Genomic DNA, 16,437 nt, shown 5'->3' with positions numbered 1-16,437 from the left:
CCTGATTAATCCCTGTCGCGGGATAGGCGCCTGGCCACTAACGGATTCTCAAGCAGTTTTTCCTGTTCCCGGCGTCGCTTGACAATATGGCTTGCCGCAAACACTGCTTCGGTGAAGGAGGTCGCTGATGCCAGGTTTCTTCCGGTGATATCGTATCCCGTACCATGGTCCGGAGAAGTACGGACAACCGGCAGGCCTGCGGTAAAGTTGACGCCGTTGCGAGCAGCAATATGTTTAAACGGAATCAATCCCTGATCATGGTACATCGCCAGTACCGCATCAAACTTGCTATAGGTATCCGATGCGAAAAATCCGTCAGCCGGGTATGGCCCGAAGCAAAAGACGCCTGACGATTTGGCTTGTTCGATCGCCGGGGTGATGATTGCTTCGTCTTCCGTACCGATGAGTCCATTGTCTCCGGCGTGAGGATTCAGCCCCAGCACTGCAATTTTAGGCTTTTGGATCCAAAAATCCTGCTTCAGGCTTGCATTCATCAGCTTCAGTTTTGAGACGATGGCTGCTGTCGAAATGCTGGGGGCGATATCTTTCACAGGAACGTGGCCGGTGACCACGCCCACCCGCAGGCCTTCACTGATCATGAACATGAGCACATCGCTGCTATTCGTTCTTGCTTGCAAATATTCGGTATGGCCGGGGAAATCAAACCCTTCCTGCTGGATGTTATGTTTATTGATCGGCGCGGTAACCAGCGCATCGAGATTGCCTGCCACAAGATCATCAACCGCATGCTGCAATGAAAGAAAAGCATATTTCCCACCTATTTCGTTTTCTTCACCCAAGGTAACCTTGACATCTTCCTGCCAACAATTGATCATATTGGGGCGCCTGGCGTGGGCCTGTTCCGGAGAATTGATGACATTGAAACTGAAATCGTTTATTCCCAACGCCTTCCGGTGGAAGGAAGCTACTTTGGTGTTTCCGTAGACAATCGGCGTAAAGTACTCCAATATACGGTTATCCAATAATGTTTTGATGATCACTTCTAATCCGATACCATTTATATCGCCGATGGAAATCCCAATCTTCAGTTTGTCGCTCATATCCTGTTACTATGCTTTGGCTACCAAAAGTAGGAATTTTAGCGGACGCGCTCAAAACAATTTACGCACCAACCAAATGATGGCACTCAACAGAAGGCTCAGGAGGAGCATGCTGGCAATAGGCATATAAAAGCTAAATCCAGGTTTCTCGATGCGGATATCGCCCGGCAGGTTCCCAAACCACCGTAGCTTATCGCCGGCAAAATAAACGGTGATCCCTACGATAAGAAGCAAACCTCCGCCGAAAATCATTATCTTGGCAATTTCTTTCATATAATGCACCAGGCGCTCCTGCCGCCGCAACAAAGCAACAAAAAAACTATCTTTGCCCAAAATCGTCAACATCAATGAGCAGTGTTCGTGCCAAAAAGCATCTTGGACAGCATTTTCTTACCGACAAAAACACCGCCGCCAAAATCGTTGGTGCCCTGCGGCCGCAACTTGGCTACAACGCGGTATTGGAAGTCGGCCCGGGAATGGGCATTCTGTCCGATTTTTTAATAGCTAATGAAGCCTATCGGACGTGGATGATCGATGTGGATGATGAATCCATCCAATTCCTGAGCGAAAAATACCCGCAGCTGGGTGATAGGCTTATCCACGGCGACTTTCTGAAACTGGATTTTGCAGCGCACTTCGGCGACAAACTTGCGGTCATCGGTAATTTCCCATACAACATATCATCCCAGATTCTGTTCAAGATATTAGATGAGCGCGAGCGGGTAGAGGAAGTGGTGGGCATGTTCCAGAAAGAAGTAGCCGAACGCTGCACGGCACGGCCGGGAAGCAAAGAATATGGCATACTGAGTGTATTCATCCAAGCGTATTATGGCGTGGAATACCTCTTTACGGTGAAGGCAGGGGCCTTCAACCCACCGCCGAAGGTGCTCTCAGGGGTCGTCAGACTGACCCGAAATGCCACTAAAAAGCTCGGGTGCGATGAAGCATTGTTTTGGCGTGTCGTCAAAACTGCCTTTAATCAACGGCGCAAGACGCTTCGCAACGCACTGGCCGGAATAATCCCAAAAGATAAGATGGGGAACAGCCCCTACTATGATCTCCGGGCCGAACGGCTGTCTGTTGCCGATTTTGTTCTGTTGACCAATGATATTATGCACAAACTATGACAACACCTTTTACCAAATTCCTTATCGCGGATGACATCCATCCCGTATTCCTCGAAAAACTTCAGTCAAAGGGCATTGCGTTTGATTACCAGCCCTCCATAGAAAAGGCACAAACACTTCAAATCATCTCGCAGTACACCGGATTGGTGATCCGTTCCAAGTTCAAGGTAGATGCCGAATTCATCGATGCTGCGCCGCACTTGAGCGTCATTGCCCGTGGGGGCGCCGGCATGGATAATATCGACGAACGGTATGCGTTGGATCGGGGTATCATACTGCTGAATGCTCCCGAAGGCAACCGCGATGCAGTGGGAGAACACATGATTGGCATGCTCCTGTCGCTGATGAATAATCTCCACAGGGCAAACGCAGCGGTCAAGGGCGGGCGCTGGCTGCGTGAGGAAAACCGTGGACTCGAATTGGGGGGACGTACGGTTGCACTCATTGGCTACGGCAACAACGGACAGGCTATGGCCCGTAAACTGTCCGGTTTTGGGGTTACGGTGCTCGCATACGACAAGTATAAAACCGGCTTCAGCAATGCCTATGCCTCGGAAGCAAGCATGGAGCAAATCTGGCAACGGGCCGATGTATTGAGTTTGCATATCCCCCTTACTGAGGAAACACGCGGCATGGCGAATGAGGGCTTTTTCGGCCGCTTCCTAAAACCGATTTTCTTTCTCAATGGGGCTCGCGGTGAGATTGTAGATGTTCCGGCAGTCTTGCAAGCCTTGGACAACGATAGGATATTAGGGGCAGCCTTCGATGTGCTGCCTGTTGAGCGGTTTCCCGCGTTGGGCGAACAGCCCTGGTTTCAGGCACTGACGGAGCATGACCGGGTGATCTTAAGTCCGCATGTAGCCGGATGGAGCGTGGAGAGCTATTTTAAGATCGCCGACGTACTGGCGGATAAGGTAATCGGTTGTTTGAAACGTTAGTATCGGCGTACATCCCAGCTGGTACTGATAGCGCGATAGGCACCGCTATGGCAAAAAGGCTGTTACGCTGATCGAATCAGCCATAAAGCGGCCAATTGTATAATCAGCGTACCGTCCAACAGGAGAAAATAGTAATATTCATTTTTTTTTGCCGATTTAAGAACTGAAAACAACGCAATGGCCGTAACACCGCACAAAGCAACGCGATCACGCCAATCAAAACCACTCATCAGGACCCAACCTCCATGCAGCAGCAGCAGCGCCGTGGACAATCGGTAGGCGTTTCGCACGCCGATCAATACCGGCACGGTCTTCAACCCATAGTACCGATCTTGATAGATGTCACGGATGTCAAAGGGGATGGTGATGGCTACTACAAACAAAAATGCCCAGGTCAGCACCTGCCAAACCTGAGCCCAATTCATCGCAAACCCATTGTGGTATGCCTCAGCCACGGGCAGCAAGACGGTACTCAGCGCCCATACTAAACCGATATAAAATACTTTAATTCCGGTTACCTGCCGCAACCCTGCACGCCTACCGGTTTTGAAGGCAGGCAGGAAGGGTATATTGTAAGCCAGCCCCAACACACCGATGAGGCCCAATAACACAAAGGATGGCCGGTGAAGGCCCAGTGCTAATGCACCCGATACCAGGAGCGCTGCCGCCGTAAAGAACCGCAGCGATCGCTCATGCCGAAATATCCAGCGTACGCGGCGGTAGGGCGATGCTGCGGGATGCTGCGGCCGCGCCAATATCATGCTGAAATTGTATAATGCCAATGTGGCACATCCCAGGATCACCAGCACCGTACCATTCATGGGGATCGCCAGCAGCAGATAGGTCATCGCGCCCTGTGCCACGGCACAGCAAGAGATAAATAGGTTGCTGAACAACAGGTGGTCAACTATCCGTTTGAAATAATCGCTGAGCATTTGGCAGAAAATTCGCTTTTTCGCAAAAAGTATGTAAATTAGCCACCCTAGAATATCCAATGTATGCCACCTGTTGACAGGCAAAAGTAACACATAAATAACTAATTATCTGAACTAAGCATGAATTTACAGATCAAATCATTTGAAGAATACGAGAAAGTATACCGTTATAGCGTAGAAAATCCTAAAGAATTCTGGGCAGAGATAGCCGAAACTTTTTATTGGCGGCGCAAATGGTACAATGTGTTGGATTGGAACTTTAAGGAACCCCGTATCAAATGGTTTGAAGGTGCTCGGCTGAACATCACCGAAAATTGTCTGGATCGTCATATTTATAACCTCGGCGACACGCCGGCCATCATTTGGGAGCCGAACGACCCGAACGAGGACTACCGTATGCTCACCTATAAACAGCTGCTGGATAAAGTAGAACAATTCGCCCACGTATTGAAAAATAACGGGGTGGAAAAAGGCGATCGGGTGTGTATTTACTTGCCGATGGTACCGGAGCTGGTCATCGCCGTATTGGCCTGCGCACGTGTCGGCGCTGTTCATTCCGTTGTCTTCGGTGGGTTCTCGGCACAGTCTATTGCCGACCGCATAAACGATGCCGACTGCCGTTTGGTGATTACTTCCGATGGCGGCTTCCGGGGTACCAAGACGATTGAGCTAAAAAACATTGTGGATGATGCGCTGGTGCAATGCAAGTCGGTGGAACGGGTAATTGTCTTGACCCGCACACGCACGCCGGTTTCAATGATCAAAGGCCGCGACGTGTGGTGGGAAGACGAGATCAAAAAAGTCGAGACCCAGGGCAATCCGCGCTTCCCTGCCGAGGAAATGAATGCCGAAGACATGCTGTTCATCTTGTACACCTCCGGATCGACCGGCAAACCCAAAGGGGTGGTACATACTTGCGGGGGGTATATGGTTTATACGGGTTATACATTTGCCAATGCATTTCAGTATCAATCCGGTGAGGTGTATTTCTGCACAGCTGATATCGGCTGGATTACCGGCCATTCTTATATCGTTTATGGGCCGCTGTCACAGGGCGCTACCTCACTGATGTTTGAGGGTATCCCCACTTGGCCCGATGCCGGCCGCTTATGGGATATTGTGGACAAACACAAGGTTAACATTGTTTACACGGCCCCGACGGCCATCCGCTCGCTGATGGCAGCCGGTGACCAATACGTGGAAGGAAAGGACCTGAGCAGCATTACCAAGCTGGGGACGGTAGGCGAGCCCATCAATGTAGAGGCCTGGAATTGGTATAATGAAAAAATCGGAAAGGGCAAGGCACCCATTGTCGATACATGGTGGCAAACGGAGACCGGAGGGCTATTGATCTCGCCTATCGCCGGGGTCACACCCACTGTGCCCGGCTACGCGATGTTGCCATTGCCCGGCATACAACCCATACTTGTCGACGAAAATGGGAATGAGATAGAAGGAAATGACGTAAGCGGCAACCTATGCATCAAATTTCCCTGGCCCGGCATGTTGCGCACTACGTACGGCGACCACGAACGGTGCCGGCAGACATACTTTTCGGCATATGAAAACCTTTATTTTACCGGCGACGGGTGCCACCGCAACGAAGCGGGCTATTATCGGATCACCGGCCGTGTGGACGACGTGCTGAACGTTTCTGGCCATCGCATCGGCACCGCCGAGGTGGAAAACGCGATCAACATGCATAGCGACGTGGTGGAATCGGCCGTTGTCGGCTACCCGCACCCGGTAAAAGGCCAGGGCATCTACGCGTTTGTCATTGCCTCAGGCCATCATGTGGATGAAAATCTCACTCGGCAGGACATTAACCAAACGGTGAGCCGCATCATCGGAGCGATTGCAAAGCCTGATAAGATTCAGTTTGTAAGCGGTCTTCCCAAAACGCGCTCAGGCAAAATCATGCGGCGCATCCTACGGAAGATCGCTGAAGGGGATACCGCTAATTTGGGAGACGTCACTACGCTGCTTGATCCTGCGGTTATAGAAGAGATCAAGACAGGAGCTGAGAAGCTGAAGGGTTAGGCAAAGCCGCGATAAGGTTGCCCAGCTGTTGCGCAGTCCGAGTTAGGTTTGCAGCCGTAAGTGGCAGAGCGGCTTCCAGCGATTGTGACTCGTTTCCGATGGCCAATAGCACATCAAAATAACGCGCCAGCTCGGTATCCACAGCAGTTGGCACCTTACCCGCCAGCCCCACGATCGGTACGCCGGCTTGTCGGGCACGCTTGGCTACCCCATACGGCCCTTTGCCCTGCAACGTCTGAACGTCTATGCTCCCTTCGCCTGTGATAACCAGTTGGCACCCTGCAAGCGCTTTGTCGAAACCAGTGAGATCCAAAAAATAGGTGATGCCGTCAACCAGCTGCGCACCGAGTATGCCCGCGAGTCCGGCACTAGCGCCACCAGCTACCCCACCTGAAGGAATGGCGTCCACGGCATTGCCAGTGCTACGCTCGATGACTTCAGCATAGTGGGCCAAGCGAGCTTCCAACTGCTCAACCATGCCGGGCGAGGCACCTTTTTGCGGGCCGAACACCCTCGCTGCCCCCTCTGCTCCCAGCAACGGGTTAACCACATCACAGAGTATGGTAATCTCACAGTCCTGCAACCTCGTGTCCATCCGGGAACAGTCAATCGTATGCAAGTTTTCCAACCCCATCGGCAGATCGTTGATGGCACGGCCCTGCCGGTCTAAAAACCGGACACCTAATGCCGACAGCATGCCACTCCCGCCGTCTACCGTTGCCGATCCCCCCATGCCGATAACGATTTTGCGGGCGCCGCCGTTTAGCGCTGCCATTATCAGCTGGCCGGTTCCGTACGAGTTGGCTTGCAATGGATTCAGCTCTTCCGGCCGCAATAAATGCAGGCCAGAGGCATCGGCCATGTCAATAACTGCGATGCGTCCGCTATCAACCAAACCAAAGACAGCGGAAATAGGTCTTCCCAAGGGATCCCCGACAGGCATATGCAATACCGTTCCCTGCAGTCGCTCAATAATCAGCTCGGAGGTTCCATTGCCCCCATCGCCAATAGGGAAGCACTCGCAGGAGCAGGACAACCTGCTTGATAGCAGTCCTTGCTGAATTGCTTGTGCAGCGTCTTTTGCGCTAAGGGCATGCTTGAACGCATTGGGTGCAATGAGGATACGCATGCTCAGCTATTGACTACGTTTACCGGATTGCCTCCGAGGTAGGCGCCGACATTCGCTGCTGCGGTGTCCAACAAACGACTGCGTGCTTCCGCCGTTGCCCAAGCAATGTGGGGTGTAATCAAACAGTTTTTGGCACTGATCAACGGATTGTCGGCAGTTGGTGGCTCTGCCGACAACACGTCAAGGCCGGCACCTGCTATTTCCCCGTTATTCAGTGCCGCTGCCAAATCCGCTTCGACGACCAAGGGGCCTCTTGCGGTATTGAGCAAGAAGGCAGACGGCTTCATCTTTGACAACGTATCGCTGTTGATCAAACCTTTGGTCTCTGAGGTGAGCGGACAGTGGATACTGACCACATCCGAATGCTCTAACAGTTCATTTAAGCCAGCCCAACGGAAATTTTTACGGTGCGATTGGTCGGTCTTGGTACGGCTGTGCCCGAGCACCTCCATTCCGAATGCCGTTGCTACATCCGCTACACGCTGGCCGATATCGCCGAAGCCGATTATACCCAATGTCTTTCCCGACAGTTCAATTAGTGGGTAGTCCCAAAAACAAAAGTCCGGAGAACGTGACCATTTCCCCGCCAAGACCGCGTCGCTATGCCGCTGGACGTGATGGCAAAGCTCCAGTAAAAGCGCAAAAGTCAATTGCACTACCGAGGCTGTGCTGTAACCGGGGACATTCGTGGCCACGATGCCCTGCTTTTTTGCCTGTTCGGTATCGATAATATTATAACCGGTCGCCAATACACCGATGTATTTTAGGTCAGGCAATTCCTTTAATGTCTCGGCGTCCATCGGCACTTTGTTGGTCAACACCATTTGGGCACCGTTTGCCCGCGAGATGATTTGATCGACAGGGGTGCGGTCATACACGGTCAGTTCGCCATAGCGGGCCAATGTATCCCAACTCAGATCGCCGGGATTGAGCGTGTATCCATCTAATACGATTATATTCATGATAAAGTGTTAAGGATCTAATACCTGCGCATTCAATATTACATATTACTTTCCAATAAACTTCTTTTTTTCAACTTTTACAAGCTCCCGTTGTTGAAATTTATATATTTTCGTGGTTTCCACGAACTAAACAGGTTACTTGATGCTAATCGCTGTACTCGCTGGTCTTATCGTTTCCATCCTTTACATTCCTTTTGGGAAATACCTAAAAGGGCGGCTGGCGGTATTGGTTGCTTTGCTGCCCATTGGTTTGTTTGCTTACTTTGCGAGCTTCATCCCAATGATATCCAACGGAGGGAATGCTGACTATCAGTACCCATGGGTACCTTCACTCGGTATTAACCTTGACTTCCGTCTGGATGGTCTTTCCCTGTTGTTTAGCCTGCTGATTACAGGCATTGGCTCATTAGTATATCTGTATGCATCCTCCTACCTTAAAGCACATCCGTATCTCGATCGCTTTTATGGATACTTGAGCCTGTTCATGGCGGCTATGCTGGGGGTTGTACTGTCAGACAATGTCTTGCTGCTTTTTATATTTTGGGAACTAACCAGTATCAGTTCGTTTTTTCTGATCGGCTTCAACAATGACAGCGCCGAATCTCGTAAAAGCTCGTTAGTCGCGCTGGCGGTGACGGGGGGCGGGGGCTTCTTATTGATGGCAGGATTCGTTTTGATGGGGCATCTTTCGGGCAGTTACTCGATACAGGAGATGGTTCAATCCAACGAATTTCTGAAGAACAATTCGCTGTATCCGTTGATGCTTCTTCTTGTCTTCGCCGGCGCATTCACCAAGTCGGCGCAGTTTCCGTTTCATTTTTGGCTTCCCGGCGCCATGAAAGCGCCGACGCCCATATCGGCATACCTGCATTCCGCGACGATGGTCAAGGCCGGCGTATATCTGCTGGCACGCATTTATCCGGTACTTGGAGGCACCGATTATTGGACCTACCCGCTCATCATTGTCGGGGGCATTACCATGCTTTATAGTGCCTTTCATTCCATTTTCCGCACAGATTTAAAGGGCATATTGGCTTATTCGACGATTTCGGCATTGGGCGTTTTGGTATTTCTCATCGGAATCGGCACTGCACAATCCCTGTTGGCTGCGTCGGTATTTATCCTGGTTCACGCGCTATATAAAGCAGCGTTATTCTTGATTACCGGGGTGATTGACCATGAAACCGGCACACGCGATGTCACCCGATTAGCTGGCTTGCACAAGGTGCTGCCACCACTGGCAGTAGGTGGCTTCCTGGCGGCACTGTCAAGCGCAGGGCTCCCGTTTACGTTCGGCTTTATCGGCAAAGACCTGATCTATGAAGCCACGTTGAACACAGACAGCGTGATGCCGACTATCCTTACAACGCTAGCGGTCATCACCAACATCTTCCTGCTATACGCCGGGCTACTTGCCGGTTTAAAGCCATTTACCGGGAGACTCCCCACAGCGTATGCCGGCATACACTTACCGCATTGGCTCATGTGGATACCTCCGATGCTACTGTCGCTCCTCGGTATTGCGTTTGGTGCTTTTCCAGCGTTGGCGGACACGGCATTACTTAACCCGGCTGCGGCGGCAATGATCAATAAACCGATCGATTCGCCCCTGAAGATCTGGCACGGATTCAATCTTGTATTGCTGCTGAGCACGGTCACGCTTATACTGGGCGCTGTGTTATATCTGATACGGAAACCTTCAGCCGGCGGCTTAGCCCGTATCGAGCGATTCGACTACCTTTCTCCCAGACATCTGCTCACCAAGATTGTGTATTACTCCAAAAAATTTTCCGCCCGCTACACACAAACGTTGCACAGTGGTTTTCTTAGGGTCTATATTTTCCGCATTGTCACATTCGCCGTGCTATTGTTGGGGTTTCGCCTGCTTACCGGAGGTCCGGTGTGGTTTACACCAAACCACCTTTCACCGATCAGCGTGTATGAGGTGGTGGTGGGAGGCATACTGATTGTTACAATTTATTTGGCCGTGACAACGCTGTCGCGCCTTACGGCGGTGGTGGCCACCAGCGTGATCGGCTACTGCATCTGCCTGCTGTTTGTATTTTACAGCGCCCCTGATTTGGCCATGACGCAGTTTACGATAGACACGCTCACAGTGGTGCTGTTTGTGTTAGTACTGTTCAGGCTCCCTCCTTTTTTGAATTTTACCAATCGGCTTGCGAGGATGCGTGATTGGTTACTGGCTTCTTCATTTGGGGCAATCGTTTCCTTAATAGCCGTACAAGTGTTGAATCAGCCCTTTGATCATGCGGTCAGCAGGTTTTATGGCGAAAATGCCTACCTGCTCGCCAAAGGGAAAAATGTCGTCAACGTGATTCTGGTTGATTTCAGGGGGGTAGATACCATGTTTGAGATCGTGGTGTTGGCCATAGCCGCTATCGGTGTATTTAGTTTGTTGAAGTTGAAGCTCAAAGCATCCGAAAAGGAGTGATTATGAAAAGTACGATCTTAAAGACGGCATCAAGTTACCTCTTGCCTATCCTGCTTTTGTTTTCGATTTTTATTCTGTTGAGAGGTCACTACCATCCAGGAGGTGGCTTTGTCGGTGGGTTGATTGCATCCATCGCGTTTGTGCTTCATGCCTTTACGCATAGTACGGATGATACATTGAAATTACTTCGGGTACATCCGGGTACATTGATTCCGGTTGGACTTGGACTGGCTTCACTCAGCATGTTTGCTCCCGTGTTTACTGACCAGCCGATCATGACGGGACTCTGGTTTAAAGAGCCGTTTCCCGTAATCGGAATGATTGGTTCTGCACTGTTTTTCGATATAGGAGTCTATTTCGTAGTAGTGGGTGTCGTTCTGACCATCCTGTTTACCATTTCCCAATATAGTGAGTAGCCATGGAGTTATTGATTGTGATTTTGATTGGTGTATTATATGCTTCAGGAATATTTATGCTACTCCGGAGAAGCATGGTGAAGTTGCTGATTGGGCTGATCTTGCTGGGCAACGGCGCAAACCTACTTATTTTTTTGTTAGGCAGGATCACCAAGGGAAAGCCTCCGGTCATTGATGATATTTCTCCGATCTTCACAGACATCTATGCCGATCCGATTCCGCAGGCATTGATCCTTACGGCCATTGTCATTACGTTCGGATTGCAGGCGTTTGCCATTGTGTTATTAAAACGTGTTTATGTATTGATTAATTCAGATGACCTTGATGATCTGAACACTCCGGAAGAGGAAGACATATGACTGACAATACCATCATTTTTCCCGTAATCACGCACTTATTCATAGCGATCCTGTCGCTCTTCTTTTGGGGCAAGGCCACCGCCCAGCGGATCATCAGTGTAGTGGGCAGCGTCATTGCCATGGTTATGGCCATCGCCCTGTTTGCTGAGGTGTGGAACGGTGGCATCCTCACGATGCAGGCCGCGAACTGGGAGGCGCCCTTCGGCATCTCATTCGTGGCCGATGTCTTTAGCAGTAGCATGGTGCTGTTGGCGTCGTTTTCCGGACTGGCGGTATCTATTTATTCGGTTACGGGTGTGGCACGCAGCCGGATATTATATGGTTATTTTCCGATCTTCCACTTCCTGTTGATGGGCCTCAATGGAGCCTTCCTTTCAGGAGACATTTTTAACCTTTACGTATGGTTCGAGGTGATTATCATTGCCTCTTTTGTGCTCATGACGCTGGGGGGAAGGAAAGCACAGATTGAAGGGTCCGTGAAATATATGGCGATGAACATCTTAGCATCCGCCTTTTTTCTTACCGGTATAGGCATTCTTTACGGCATTACCGGGACCTTAAACATGGCGGATCTGTCGCTGAAAATCGGCGCGTTGGAAAACCAGAAGCTGGTCGACATCACGGCCATATTCTTTGTTATCGGATTCGGTATCAAATCAGCGGTATTCCCTTTGTACTTCTGGCTCCCCTCTTCATACCACACTCCCCCATCTGCGGTTGCCGCTGTTTTCGGTGGGCTGCTTACCAAGGTGGGTATATATGCGCTGTTCCGTGTATTTACATTGATTTTCATTCCTGACGACTTCATCTCCACGTTATTGATTATACTCGCCGTATTCACCGTTCTGACCGGAACGTTCGGCGCAGTCATAAAAAACAACATCCGGCGTTTATTGTCCTACCTGATCGTGTGTCATATTGGCTTCATGATCGGTGGGCTGGGCATGTATTCGGAAGTCGCGCTTACAGGTGCGCTTTTCTACCTGTTTCACGATATGGTGGTGAAAACAAATGTATTTCTTATCGCCGGACTAATTCGGAAAATGCGGGGCACGATGAATATGGATAAGCTTGGGGGATTATACGCAGCGTATCCATTGCTGTCGCTGTTGATGGCCATTGTTCTCTTTTCCTTGGTGGGCATTCCACCATTGTCGGGATTCTGGCCTAAAATCTACCTATTCGAAGCGGGTTTCATGGACGGCCACTATGTGCTGGTTGCAGCCATCATTATCGGCAGCTTCGCCACATTGTATGTCATTGCTAAATTGTGGGCGTCGGTTTTTTGGAAAAACCAGCCGGACATGGGTGATGACCCTGTGCTGACAGACGATTTCAAACCGTTGAGCAAATTCAGGAAATCCCTTTTAGTGACACCTATTATCTTCTTAGCTGTTATTACGTTGTATATCGGTTTAGGTGCCGAAAACATCGGATTGGTGGTCAAGCACATTGCCCGTGAAATGAAAGATACGACACCCTATATCGAGGCTGTTTTGGGAACTAATTGATAACAAAAACAACTGATGTCATGGTTAAACAATTTTTGATGAACCTACTGCTTGCTTTTACTTGGGTGGCGTTGACCGGCACGTTGTACTTTTCCAACTTCCTTTTTGGTTATGCCACAGGCTTTTTTCTGATGTGGGTAATGAATCGTAATGAGCAAGACCATCGTTATTTCAACCGTGTTCCAAAGATCATCGGCTTTTTTCTTTATTTCCTGTATCAACTGATCAGGGCCAACATACAGGTTGCTTACGATATCGTCACTCCGAATTTCTACATGAGACCGGGGATAGTCAAGTACCCGATGAATGCGAGGAGTGAAATAGAAATCAACCTGCTTTCTACGGTCATATCCCTCACGCCGGGTACGCTGATTATTGATGTCAGCGAAGACCAAAAGGTATTGTATATCCATGTGATGTACTTAAAAGACAAAGAGCAATTTATTCAGCAAATCAAAGATGGTTTTGAGCGAAGGTTGTTGGAAATACTGCGGTGATGTTAAGATGATGTTAATACAATGATGTTAAGCACTTATATCGATTATGTAATTATACCCATCCTGGGTTTGTCTTTGCTGTTGGTATTTATCAGGTTAGTTAAGGGGCCCAGTATTGTGGATCGCGTGATCGCTCTTGATCTGCTGATTTCGATCGGGGTCAGCGTAATCGCAGTTTACAGCATCAGCACTGAAAAAACAACATTCATTGATATAGCGATGATTTTGGCGCTGATTGCCTTTTTGGGAACCATCGCATTTTCGTATTACTTGGAAAAAAGGGGGAGAAAATGACCACTGTTATCATTTGCGTGCTGTGCACTATCGGTGCTTTGGCTATTCTTGCAGCCGCTATAGGGATATTGCGTATGCCAGATTTTTACCTGAGGTTATCCGTTTCCGTGAAAGCGGCTACCTTGGGCGGGGGGCTCCTGTTATTGGCTGCGGCAATCTATTTTCCGGAAGTTTCGGTCACAACCAAGGCGTTGGCAATTATTTTCTTTATGACACTTACCGGTCCGGTAGCGGCCCACCTGATCGGGCGAACGGCATATTTCATCGGCACCGAGCAATGGAAAGGAACCGTACGAGACGATCTTGCGGGTATGTACAACAAGGAGACCCGAGAGCTTAATAGTGGCGATGAAAAAAAGGAAGAAGGGCACGAGCGGACAGGGGAGCAAGGGCACGAGTAAACGTGCGTTGCGTTACAAGCTTACAAGCTCGCAAAAACCAAACATACGGGTGCTCCGACCGCGATGCGATTACCTGTGTCATTTAACAAGCCCGTCTTCGAATCCCGCGCGAATACCACCACTTCGTCGGTGTTTTGGTTGGCTACCAGCAGGAACTTTCCATCCGGCGAAATGGAAAAGTTGCGGGGACCGCGGCCCAAGACGGATTGGTTCCCCACTTTAGCTAGTTTACCATCCGCCGGGCTTACCTGATAAATAGCCAGCGTATTCGCATCGCCGCGGTTTGACGCATACAAAAATCTGCCATCTGGCGACAGGTTGATATCTGCTGCCCCGTTGCTGCCGGAAAACCCGTCCTCATTTATGCCAACCTCCTGTATGGGTTCCAGTTTGCCGTTATCTTGCCGATACACCAACACTTGGGCTGTCATTTCCTGTACCAGGTAGACATACCGCCCGTCGGAAGACTGTGCGATGTGCCGTGGCCCCCCACCGGCGGCACTTTTCGCATACGGATGCAATGCCGGTACCAAGGGAGTATCCTGACTTTCGGGATGGTATTCGTAGATGTTGATTTTGTCTGTACCCAGGTCCTGCACATAAATACGCTTCTGGTCGGGGCTGAAAAAAGCGGAATGCACATGTGGCTTTTGCTGCCGGTCCCGGTTTGGGCCGCTACCTTCGTGCTGGATCAACTGCTTCATCGCGCCAAGGCTGCCATCTGGTTGGATGGGAAACACGCTGATACTGCCGCCGGAATAATTGGAAACGACGACGTGCGTGCCCTCGCGGTCTGTCACTACGTGGCAGGGACTATCGCCCTGTGTAAGTTGCCGGTTCAGGAATGTCAGTTTCCCCGAAGCGGCGTCTAATGCATATGCACTGACCGCACCCTTGCCTTCACCGTTTTCGTTTGCCGCGTACACATACCGTGTATCGCTACTAACCGTTATGAATGAAGGATTATCTGACTCCACACTGCTTTTGAGGGTAGCATCACCGGTAAGCAGGTCATAATCATAGACATAAATTCCTTTGCTTTTTCCGGTGTGGGTGTACGTGCCTATTAACAAATTGACTCGATTATTTTGCGCAAAAAGCATGGTTGGAATGGAAAAAAGAAGAAACATAACGGGCACCTTCATTATAATTAACATAGACCTGTAGCTATAACAACACCAACATAAGAAGGTTTCGGAATATCTTTACACCTCAACCATTGCAACATAAACGACCGCTTATAATCCTAACAAACGGCGGTTACTGTCTTCGTCGGCCTTTCCGCCGGCAAAGTCATCAAAGGTCTTTTCAGTGACGCGGATGATGTGGTCATTGATAAACACCGCACCTTCCCGGGCACCATCTTCCGGGTGTTTGAGGGCGCATTCCCATTCCATCACTGCCCAACCTTTGAAGTCGTAGGCTGTCAGTTTGCTAAACACAGCCTTGAAATCAACCTGTCCGTCGCCCAATGAACGGAACCGGCCTGCCCGTTCTACCCATCCCGAATAACCGCCATAGACGCCCTGTTTACCGGAAGGATTAAACTCAGCGTCCTTAACATGGAACATCTTGATGCGCTCGTGATAATGGTCAATGTAAGCCAAATAATCCAAGCATTGCAGGACAAAATGAGACGGATCATACAACAAACAAGCCCTGGGGTGGTTGTCTACCTTGTCCAAAAAGCGCTCGTACGTTACCCCGTCATGCAGGTCCTCGCCGGGATGGATTTCATAGCATAGGTCTACGCCATATTCATCAAACACCTCCAGTATCGGCCGCCAGCGGTTGGCCAGTTCGGCGAAGCCGGTATCGACCAATCCCTGTGGGCGTTGGGGCCAAGGATAAACGGTATGCCAGAGTAAGGCCCCGCTGAAGGTGGCATGCGCGTCCAACCCGAGGTTGCGGGAAGCCTGAGCCGCATATTTCAATTGCTGTACGGCCCATTCGGTACGAGCCTTGGGATTGTTATGGTATTGTGCAGGAGCAAAGCCGTTGAACAATTGATCGTAAGCGGGATGCACCGCCACCAATTGGCCTTGCAGGTGTGTAGAAAGTTCGGTGATTTCCAAGCCAATTTCATTCACCGTTCCCTTTATTTCATCGGCGTAAGTCTTGCTTTCGGCTGCCTTCTGCAGGTCAAAATAATTGGTTGCCCATGTCGGGATCTGTACCCCCCTAAACCCCAGTTCCTTTGCCCATCGGCAGATAGATTTGAGTGTGTTGAAGGGCGGTTGATCACCCAGGAATTGAGCCAGAAATATACCGGGACCTTTAATTGTTTGCATGGTAATTTATCAATAAAGCGTTTA

At 50.0% G+C, this 16,437-nt stretch carries 17 protein-coding genes; 10 read left to right on the top strand and 7 right to left on the bottom strand.

Annotated features, from left to right (window positions below; translation table 11 throughout):
* Positions 1-5 precede the first annotated feature (5 nt).
* Positions 6-1,061 (bottom strand): 4-hydroxythreonine-4-phosphate dehydrogenase PdxA, encoded by a 1,056-nt coding sequence (pdxA, locus tag ACFOET_RS02225; RefSeq protein WP_379019122.1) that lies wholly within the window; start codon positions 1,059-1,061, stop codon positions 6-8.
* A gap of 51 nt (positions 1,062-1,112) precedes the next feature.
* A complete protein-coding gene (locus tag ACFOET_RS02220; protein ID WP_379019120.1) occupies positions 1,113-1,406 on the bottom strand; it encodes a DUF2905 domain-containing protein in 294 nt (97 codons plus the stop codon).
* 2 nt (positions 1,407-1,408) lie between these two features.
* On the opposite strand from ACFOET_RS02220, the gene rsmA reads away from it, so the two are divergent.
* Complete coding sequence (rsmA, locus tag ACFOET_RS02215) at positions 1,409-2,188, top strand: 16S rRNA (adenine(1518)-N(6)/adenine(1519)-N(6))-dimethyltransferase RsmA (RefSeq protein WP_379019118.1); 780 nt, start codon at positions 1,409-1,411, stop codon at positions 2,186-2,188.
* Positions 2,185-3,126 carry an NAD(P)-dependent oxidoreductase gene (locus tag ACFOET_RS02210; protein ID WP_379019116.1) on the top strand — a complete coding sequence of 314 codons (942 nt, stop codon included), beginning with the start codon at positions 2,185-2,187 and terminating at the stop codon, positions 3,124-3,126. The genes rsmA and ACFOET_RS02210 overlap by 4 nt, the downstream gene beginning before the upstream one ends.
* Before the next feature lie 62 nt (positions 3,127-3,188).
* Here ACFOET_RS02210 and ACFOET_RS02205 read toward each other — a convergent pair whose 3' ends face one another.
* On the bottom strand, positions 3,189-4,061 hold the full coding sequence (locus ACFOET_RS02205) for a UbiA family prenyltransferase (protein ID WP_379019114.1): 873 nt from the start codon (positions 4,059-4,061) through the stop codon (positions 3,189-3,191).
* A gap of 120 nt (positions 4,062-4,181) precedes the next feature.
* Between ACFOET_RS02205 and acs the strand changes: the two genes are divergently transcribed.
* On the top strand, positions 4,182-6,101 hold the full coding sequence (gene acs, locus ACFOET_RS02200; protein ID WP_379019112.1) for an acetate--CoA ligase: 1,920 nt from the start codon (positions 4,182-4,184) through the stop codon (positions 6,099-6,101).
* On the opposite strand, the gene ACFOET_RS02195 is transcribed toward acs, so the two are convergent.
* Together ACFOET_RS02195 and ACFOET_RS02190 are read right to left on the bottom strand one after the other, a co-directional pair.
* Positions 6,070-7,230, bottom strand: coding sequence for a glycerate kinase (locus tag ACFOET_RS02195; protein WP_379019110.1), 1,161 nt, complete (start codon positions 7,228-7,230; stop codon positions 6,070-6,072). The genes acs and ACFOET_RS02195 overlap by 32 nt on opposite strands.
* 2 nt (positions 7,231-7,232) lie before the next feature.
* Positions 7,233-8,192, bottom strand: coding sequence for a D-2-hydroxyacid dehydrogenase (locus ACFOET_RS02190; RefSeq protein WP_379019108.1), 960 nt, complete (start codon positions 8,190-8,192; stop codon positions 7,233-7,235).
* Positions 8,193-8,334: 142 nt separating this feature from the next.
* Here ACFOET_RS02190 and ACFOET_RS02185 point away from each other — a divergent pair, with 142 nt between their 5' ends.
* From ACFOET_RS02185 to mnhG, 7 genes are read left to right on the top strand one after another with little or no spacing between them, the layout of a single operon-like run.
* Positions 8,335-10,644: a putative monovalent cation/H+ antiporter subunit A gene (locus tag ACFOET_RS02185; protein WP_379019106.1), complete on the top strand. Its 2,310-nt coding sequence runs from the start codon at positions 8,335-8,337 to the stop codon at positions 10,642-10,644.
* Positions 10,645-10,646: 2 nt separating this feature from the next.
* Positions 10,647-11,060 carry a Na+/H+ antiporter subunit B gene (locus ACFOET_RS02180; RefSeq protein WP_379019104.1) on the top strand — a complete coding sequence of 138 codons (414 nt, stop codon included), beginning with the start codon at positions 10,647-10,649 and terminating at the stop codon, positions 11,058-11,060.
* A 2-nt stretch (positions 11,061-11,062) separates the two neighbouring features.
* Positions 11,063-11,419, top strand: coding sequence for a Na+/H+ antiporter subunit C (locus ACFOET_RS02175; RefSeq protein WP_379019102.1), 357 nt, complete (start codon positions 11,063-11,065; stop codon positions 11,417-11,419).
* Positions 11,416-12,930 (top strand): proton-conducting transporter transmembrane domain-containing protein, encoded by a 1,515-nt coding sequence (locus ACFOET_RS02170; protein ID WP_379019100.1) that lies wholly within the window; start codon positions 11,416-11,418, stop codon positions 12,928-12,930. Before ACFOET_RS02175 ends, ACFOET_RS02170 begins: the two co-directional genes overlap by 4 nt.
* A gap of 20 nt (positions 12,931-12,950) precedes the next feature.
* On the top strand, positions 12,951-13,427 hold the full coding sequence (locus ACFOET_RS02165; protein ID WP_379019098.1) for a Na+/H+ antiporter subunit E: 477 nt from the start codon (positions 12,951-12,953) through the stop codon (positions 13,425-13,427).
* A 21-nt stretch (positions 13,428-13,448) separates the two neighbouring features.
* A complete protein-coding gene (locus tag ACFOET_RS02160; protein ID WP_379019096.1) occupies positions 13,449-13,721 on the top strand; it encodes a cation:proton antiporter in 273 nt (90 codons plus the stop codon).
* Positions 13,718-14,122, top strand: a complete 405-nt coding sequence (gene mnhG, locus ACFOET_RS02155; protein WP_379019094.1) for a monovalent cation/H(+) antiporter subunit G — start codon at positions 13,718-13,720, stop codon at positions 14,120-14,122. Before ACFOET_RS02160 ends, mnhG begins: the two co-directional genes overlap by 4 nt.
* Before the next feature lie 20 nt (positions 14,123-14,142).
* Here the strand turns inward: mnhG and ACFOET_RS02150 are convergent, their stop codons facing one another.
* Positions 14,143-15,279 carry a lactonase family protein gene (locus ACFOET_RS02150; protein ID WP_379019092.1) on the bottom strand — a complete coding sequence of 379 codons (1,137 nt, stop codon included), beginning with the start codon at positions 15,277-15,279 and terminating at the stop codon, positions 14,143-14,145.
* An 81-nt stretch (positions 15,280-15,360) separates the two neighbouring features.
* The gene (locus ACFOET_RS02145) at positions 15,361-16,413 is read right to left on the bottom strand and encodes a sugar phosphate isomerase/epimerase family protein (RefSeq protein ID WP_379019090.1); all 1,053 of its coding nucleotides are present in this window, start codon (positions 16,411-16,413) and stop codon (positions 15,361-15,363) included.
* Between the last annotated feature and the right edge of the window lie 24 nt (positions 16,414-16,437).

The organism is Parapedobacter deserti, from assembly GCF_042646065.1.
GTDB classification, from domain to species: domain Bacteria; phylum Bacteroidota; class Bacteroidia; order Sphingobacteriales; family Sphingobacteriaceae; genus Parapedobacter; species Parapedobacter deserti.
Note: the sequence above shows the minus strand (reverse complement) of the source record. Positions and strands in the feature narration are given on the sequence as shown.

Excerpts from the sequence above, each read along its gene's own strand:
- pdxA (WP_379019122.1), bottom strand. The coding sequence starts at position 1,061 with ATGAGCGACAAACTGAAGATTGGGATTTCCATCGGCGATATAAATGGT.
- ACFOET_RS02220 (WP_379019120.1), bottom strand. The coding sequence starts at position 1,406 with ATGTTGACGATTTTGGGCAAAGATAGTTTTTTTGTTGCTTTGTTGCGG.
- rsmA (WP_379019118.1), top strand. The coding sequence starts at position 1,409 with ATGAGCAGTGTTCGTGCCAAAAAGCATCTTGGACAGCATTTTCTTACC.
- ACFOET_RS02210 (WP_379019116.1), top strand. The coding sequence starts at position 2,185 with ATGACAACACCTTTTACCAAATTCCTTATCGCGGATGACATCCATCCC.
- ACFOET_RS02205 (WP_379019114.1), bottom strand. The coding sequence starts at position 4,061 with ATGCTCAGCGATTATTTCAAACGGATAGTTGACCACCTGTTGTTCAGC.
- acs (WP_379019112.1), top strand. The coding sequence starts at position 4,182 with ATGAATTTACAGATCAAATCATTTGAAGAATACGAGAAAGTATACCGT.
- ACFOET_RS02195 (WP_379019110.1), bottom strand. The coding sequence starts at position 7,230 with ATGCGTATCCTCATTGCACCCAATGCGTTCAAGCATGCCCTTAGCGCA.
- ACFOET_RS02190 (WP_379019108.1), bottom strand. The coding sequence starts at position 8,192 with ATGAATATAATCGTATTAGATGGATACACGCTCAATCCCGGCGATCTG.
- ACFOET_RS02185 (WP_379019106.1), top strand. The coding sequence starts at position 8,335 with ATGCTAATCGCTGTACTCGCTGGTCTTATCGTTTCCATCCTTTACATT.
- ACFOET_RS02180 (WP_379019104.1), top strand. The coding sequence starts at position 10,647 with ATGAAAAGTACGATCTTAAAGACGGCATCAAGTTACCTCTTGCCTATC.
- ACFOET_RS02175 (WP_379019102.1), top strand. The coding sequence starts at position 11,063 with ATGGAGTTATTGATTGTGATTTTGATTGGTGTATTATATGCTTCAGGA.
- ACFOET_RS02170 (WP_379019100.1), top strand. The coding sequence starts at position 11,416 with ATGACTGACAATACCATCATTTTTCCCGTAATCACGCACTTATTCATA.
- ACFOET_RS02165 (WP_379019098.1), top strand. The coding sequence starts at position 12,951 with ATGGTTAAACAATTTTTGATGAACCTACTGCTTGCTTTTACTTGGGTG.
- ACFOET_RS02160 (WP_379019096.1), top strand. The coding sequence starts at position 13,449 with ATGATGTTAAGCACTTATATCGATTATGTAATTATACCCATCCTGGGT.
- mnhG (WP_379019094.1), top strand. The coding sequence starts at position 13,718 with ATGACCACTGTTATCATTTGCGTGCTGTGCACTATCGGTGCTTTGGCT.
- ACFOET_RS02150 (WP_379019092.1), bottom strand. The coding sequence starts at position 15,279 with ATGTTAATTATAATGAAGGTGCCCGTTATGTTTCTTCTTTTTTCCATT.
- ACFOET_RS02145 (WP_379019090.1), bottom strand. The coding sequence starts at position 16,413 with ATGCAAACAATTAAAGGTCCCGGTATATTTCTGGCTCAATTCCTGGGT.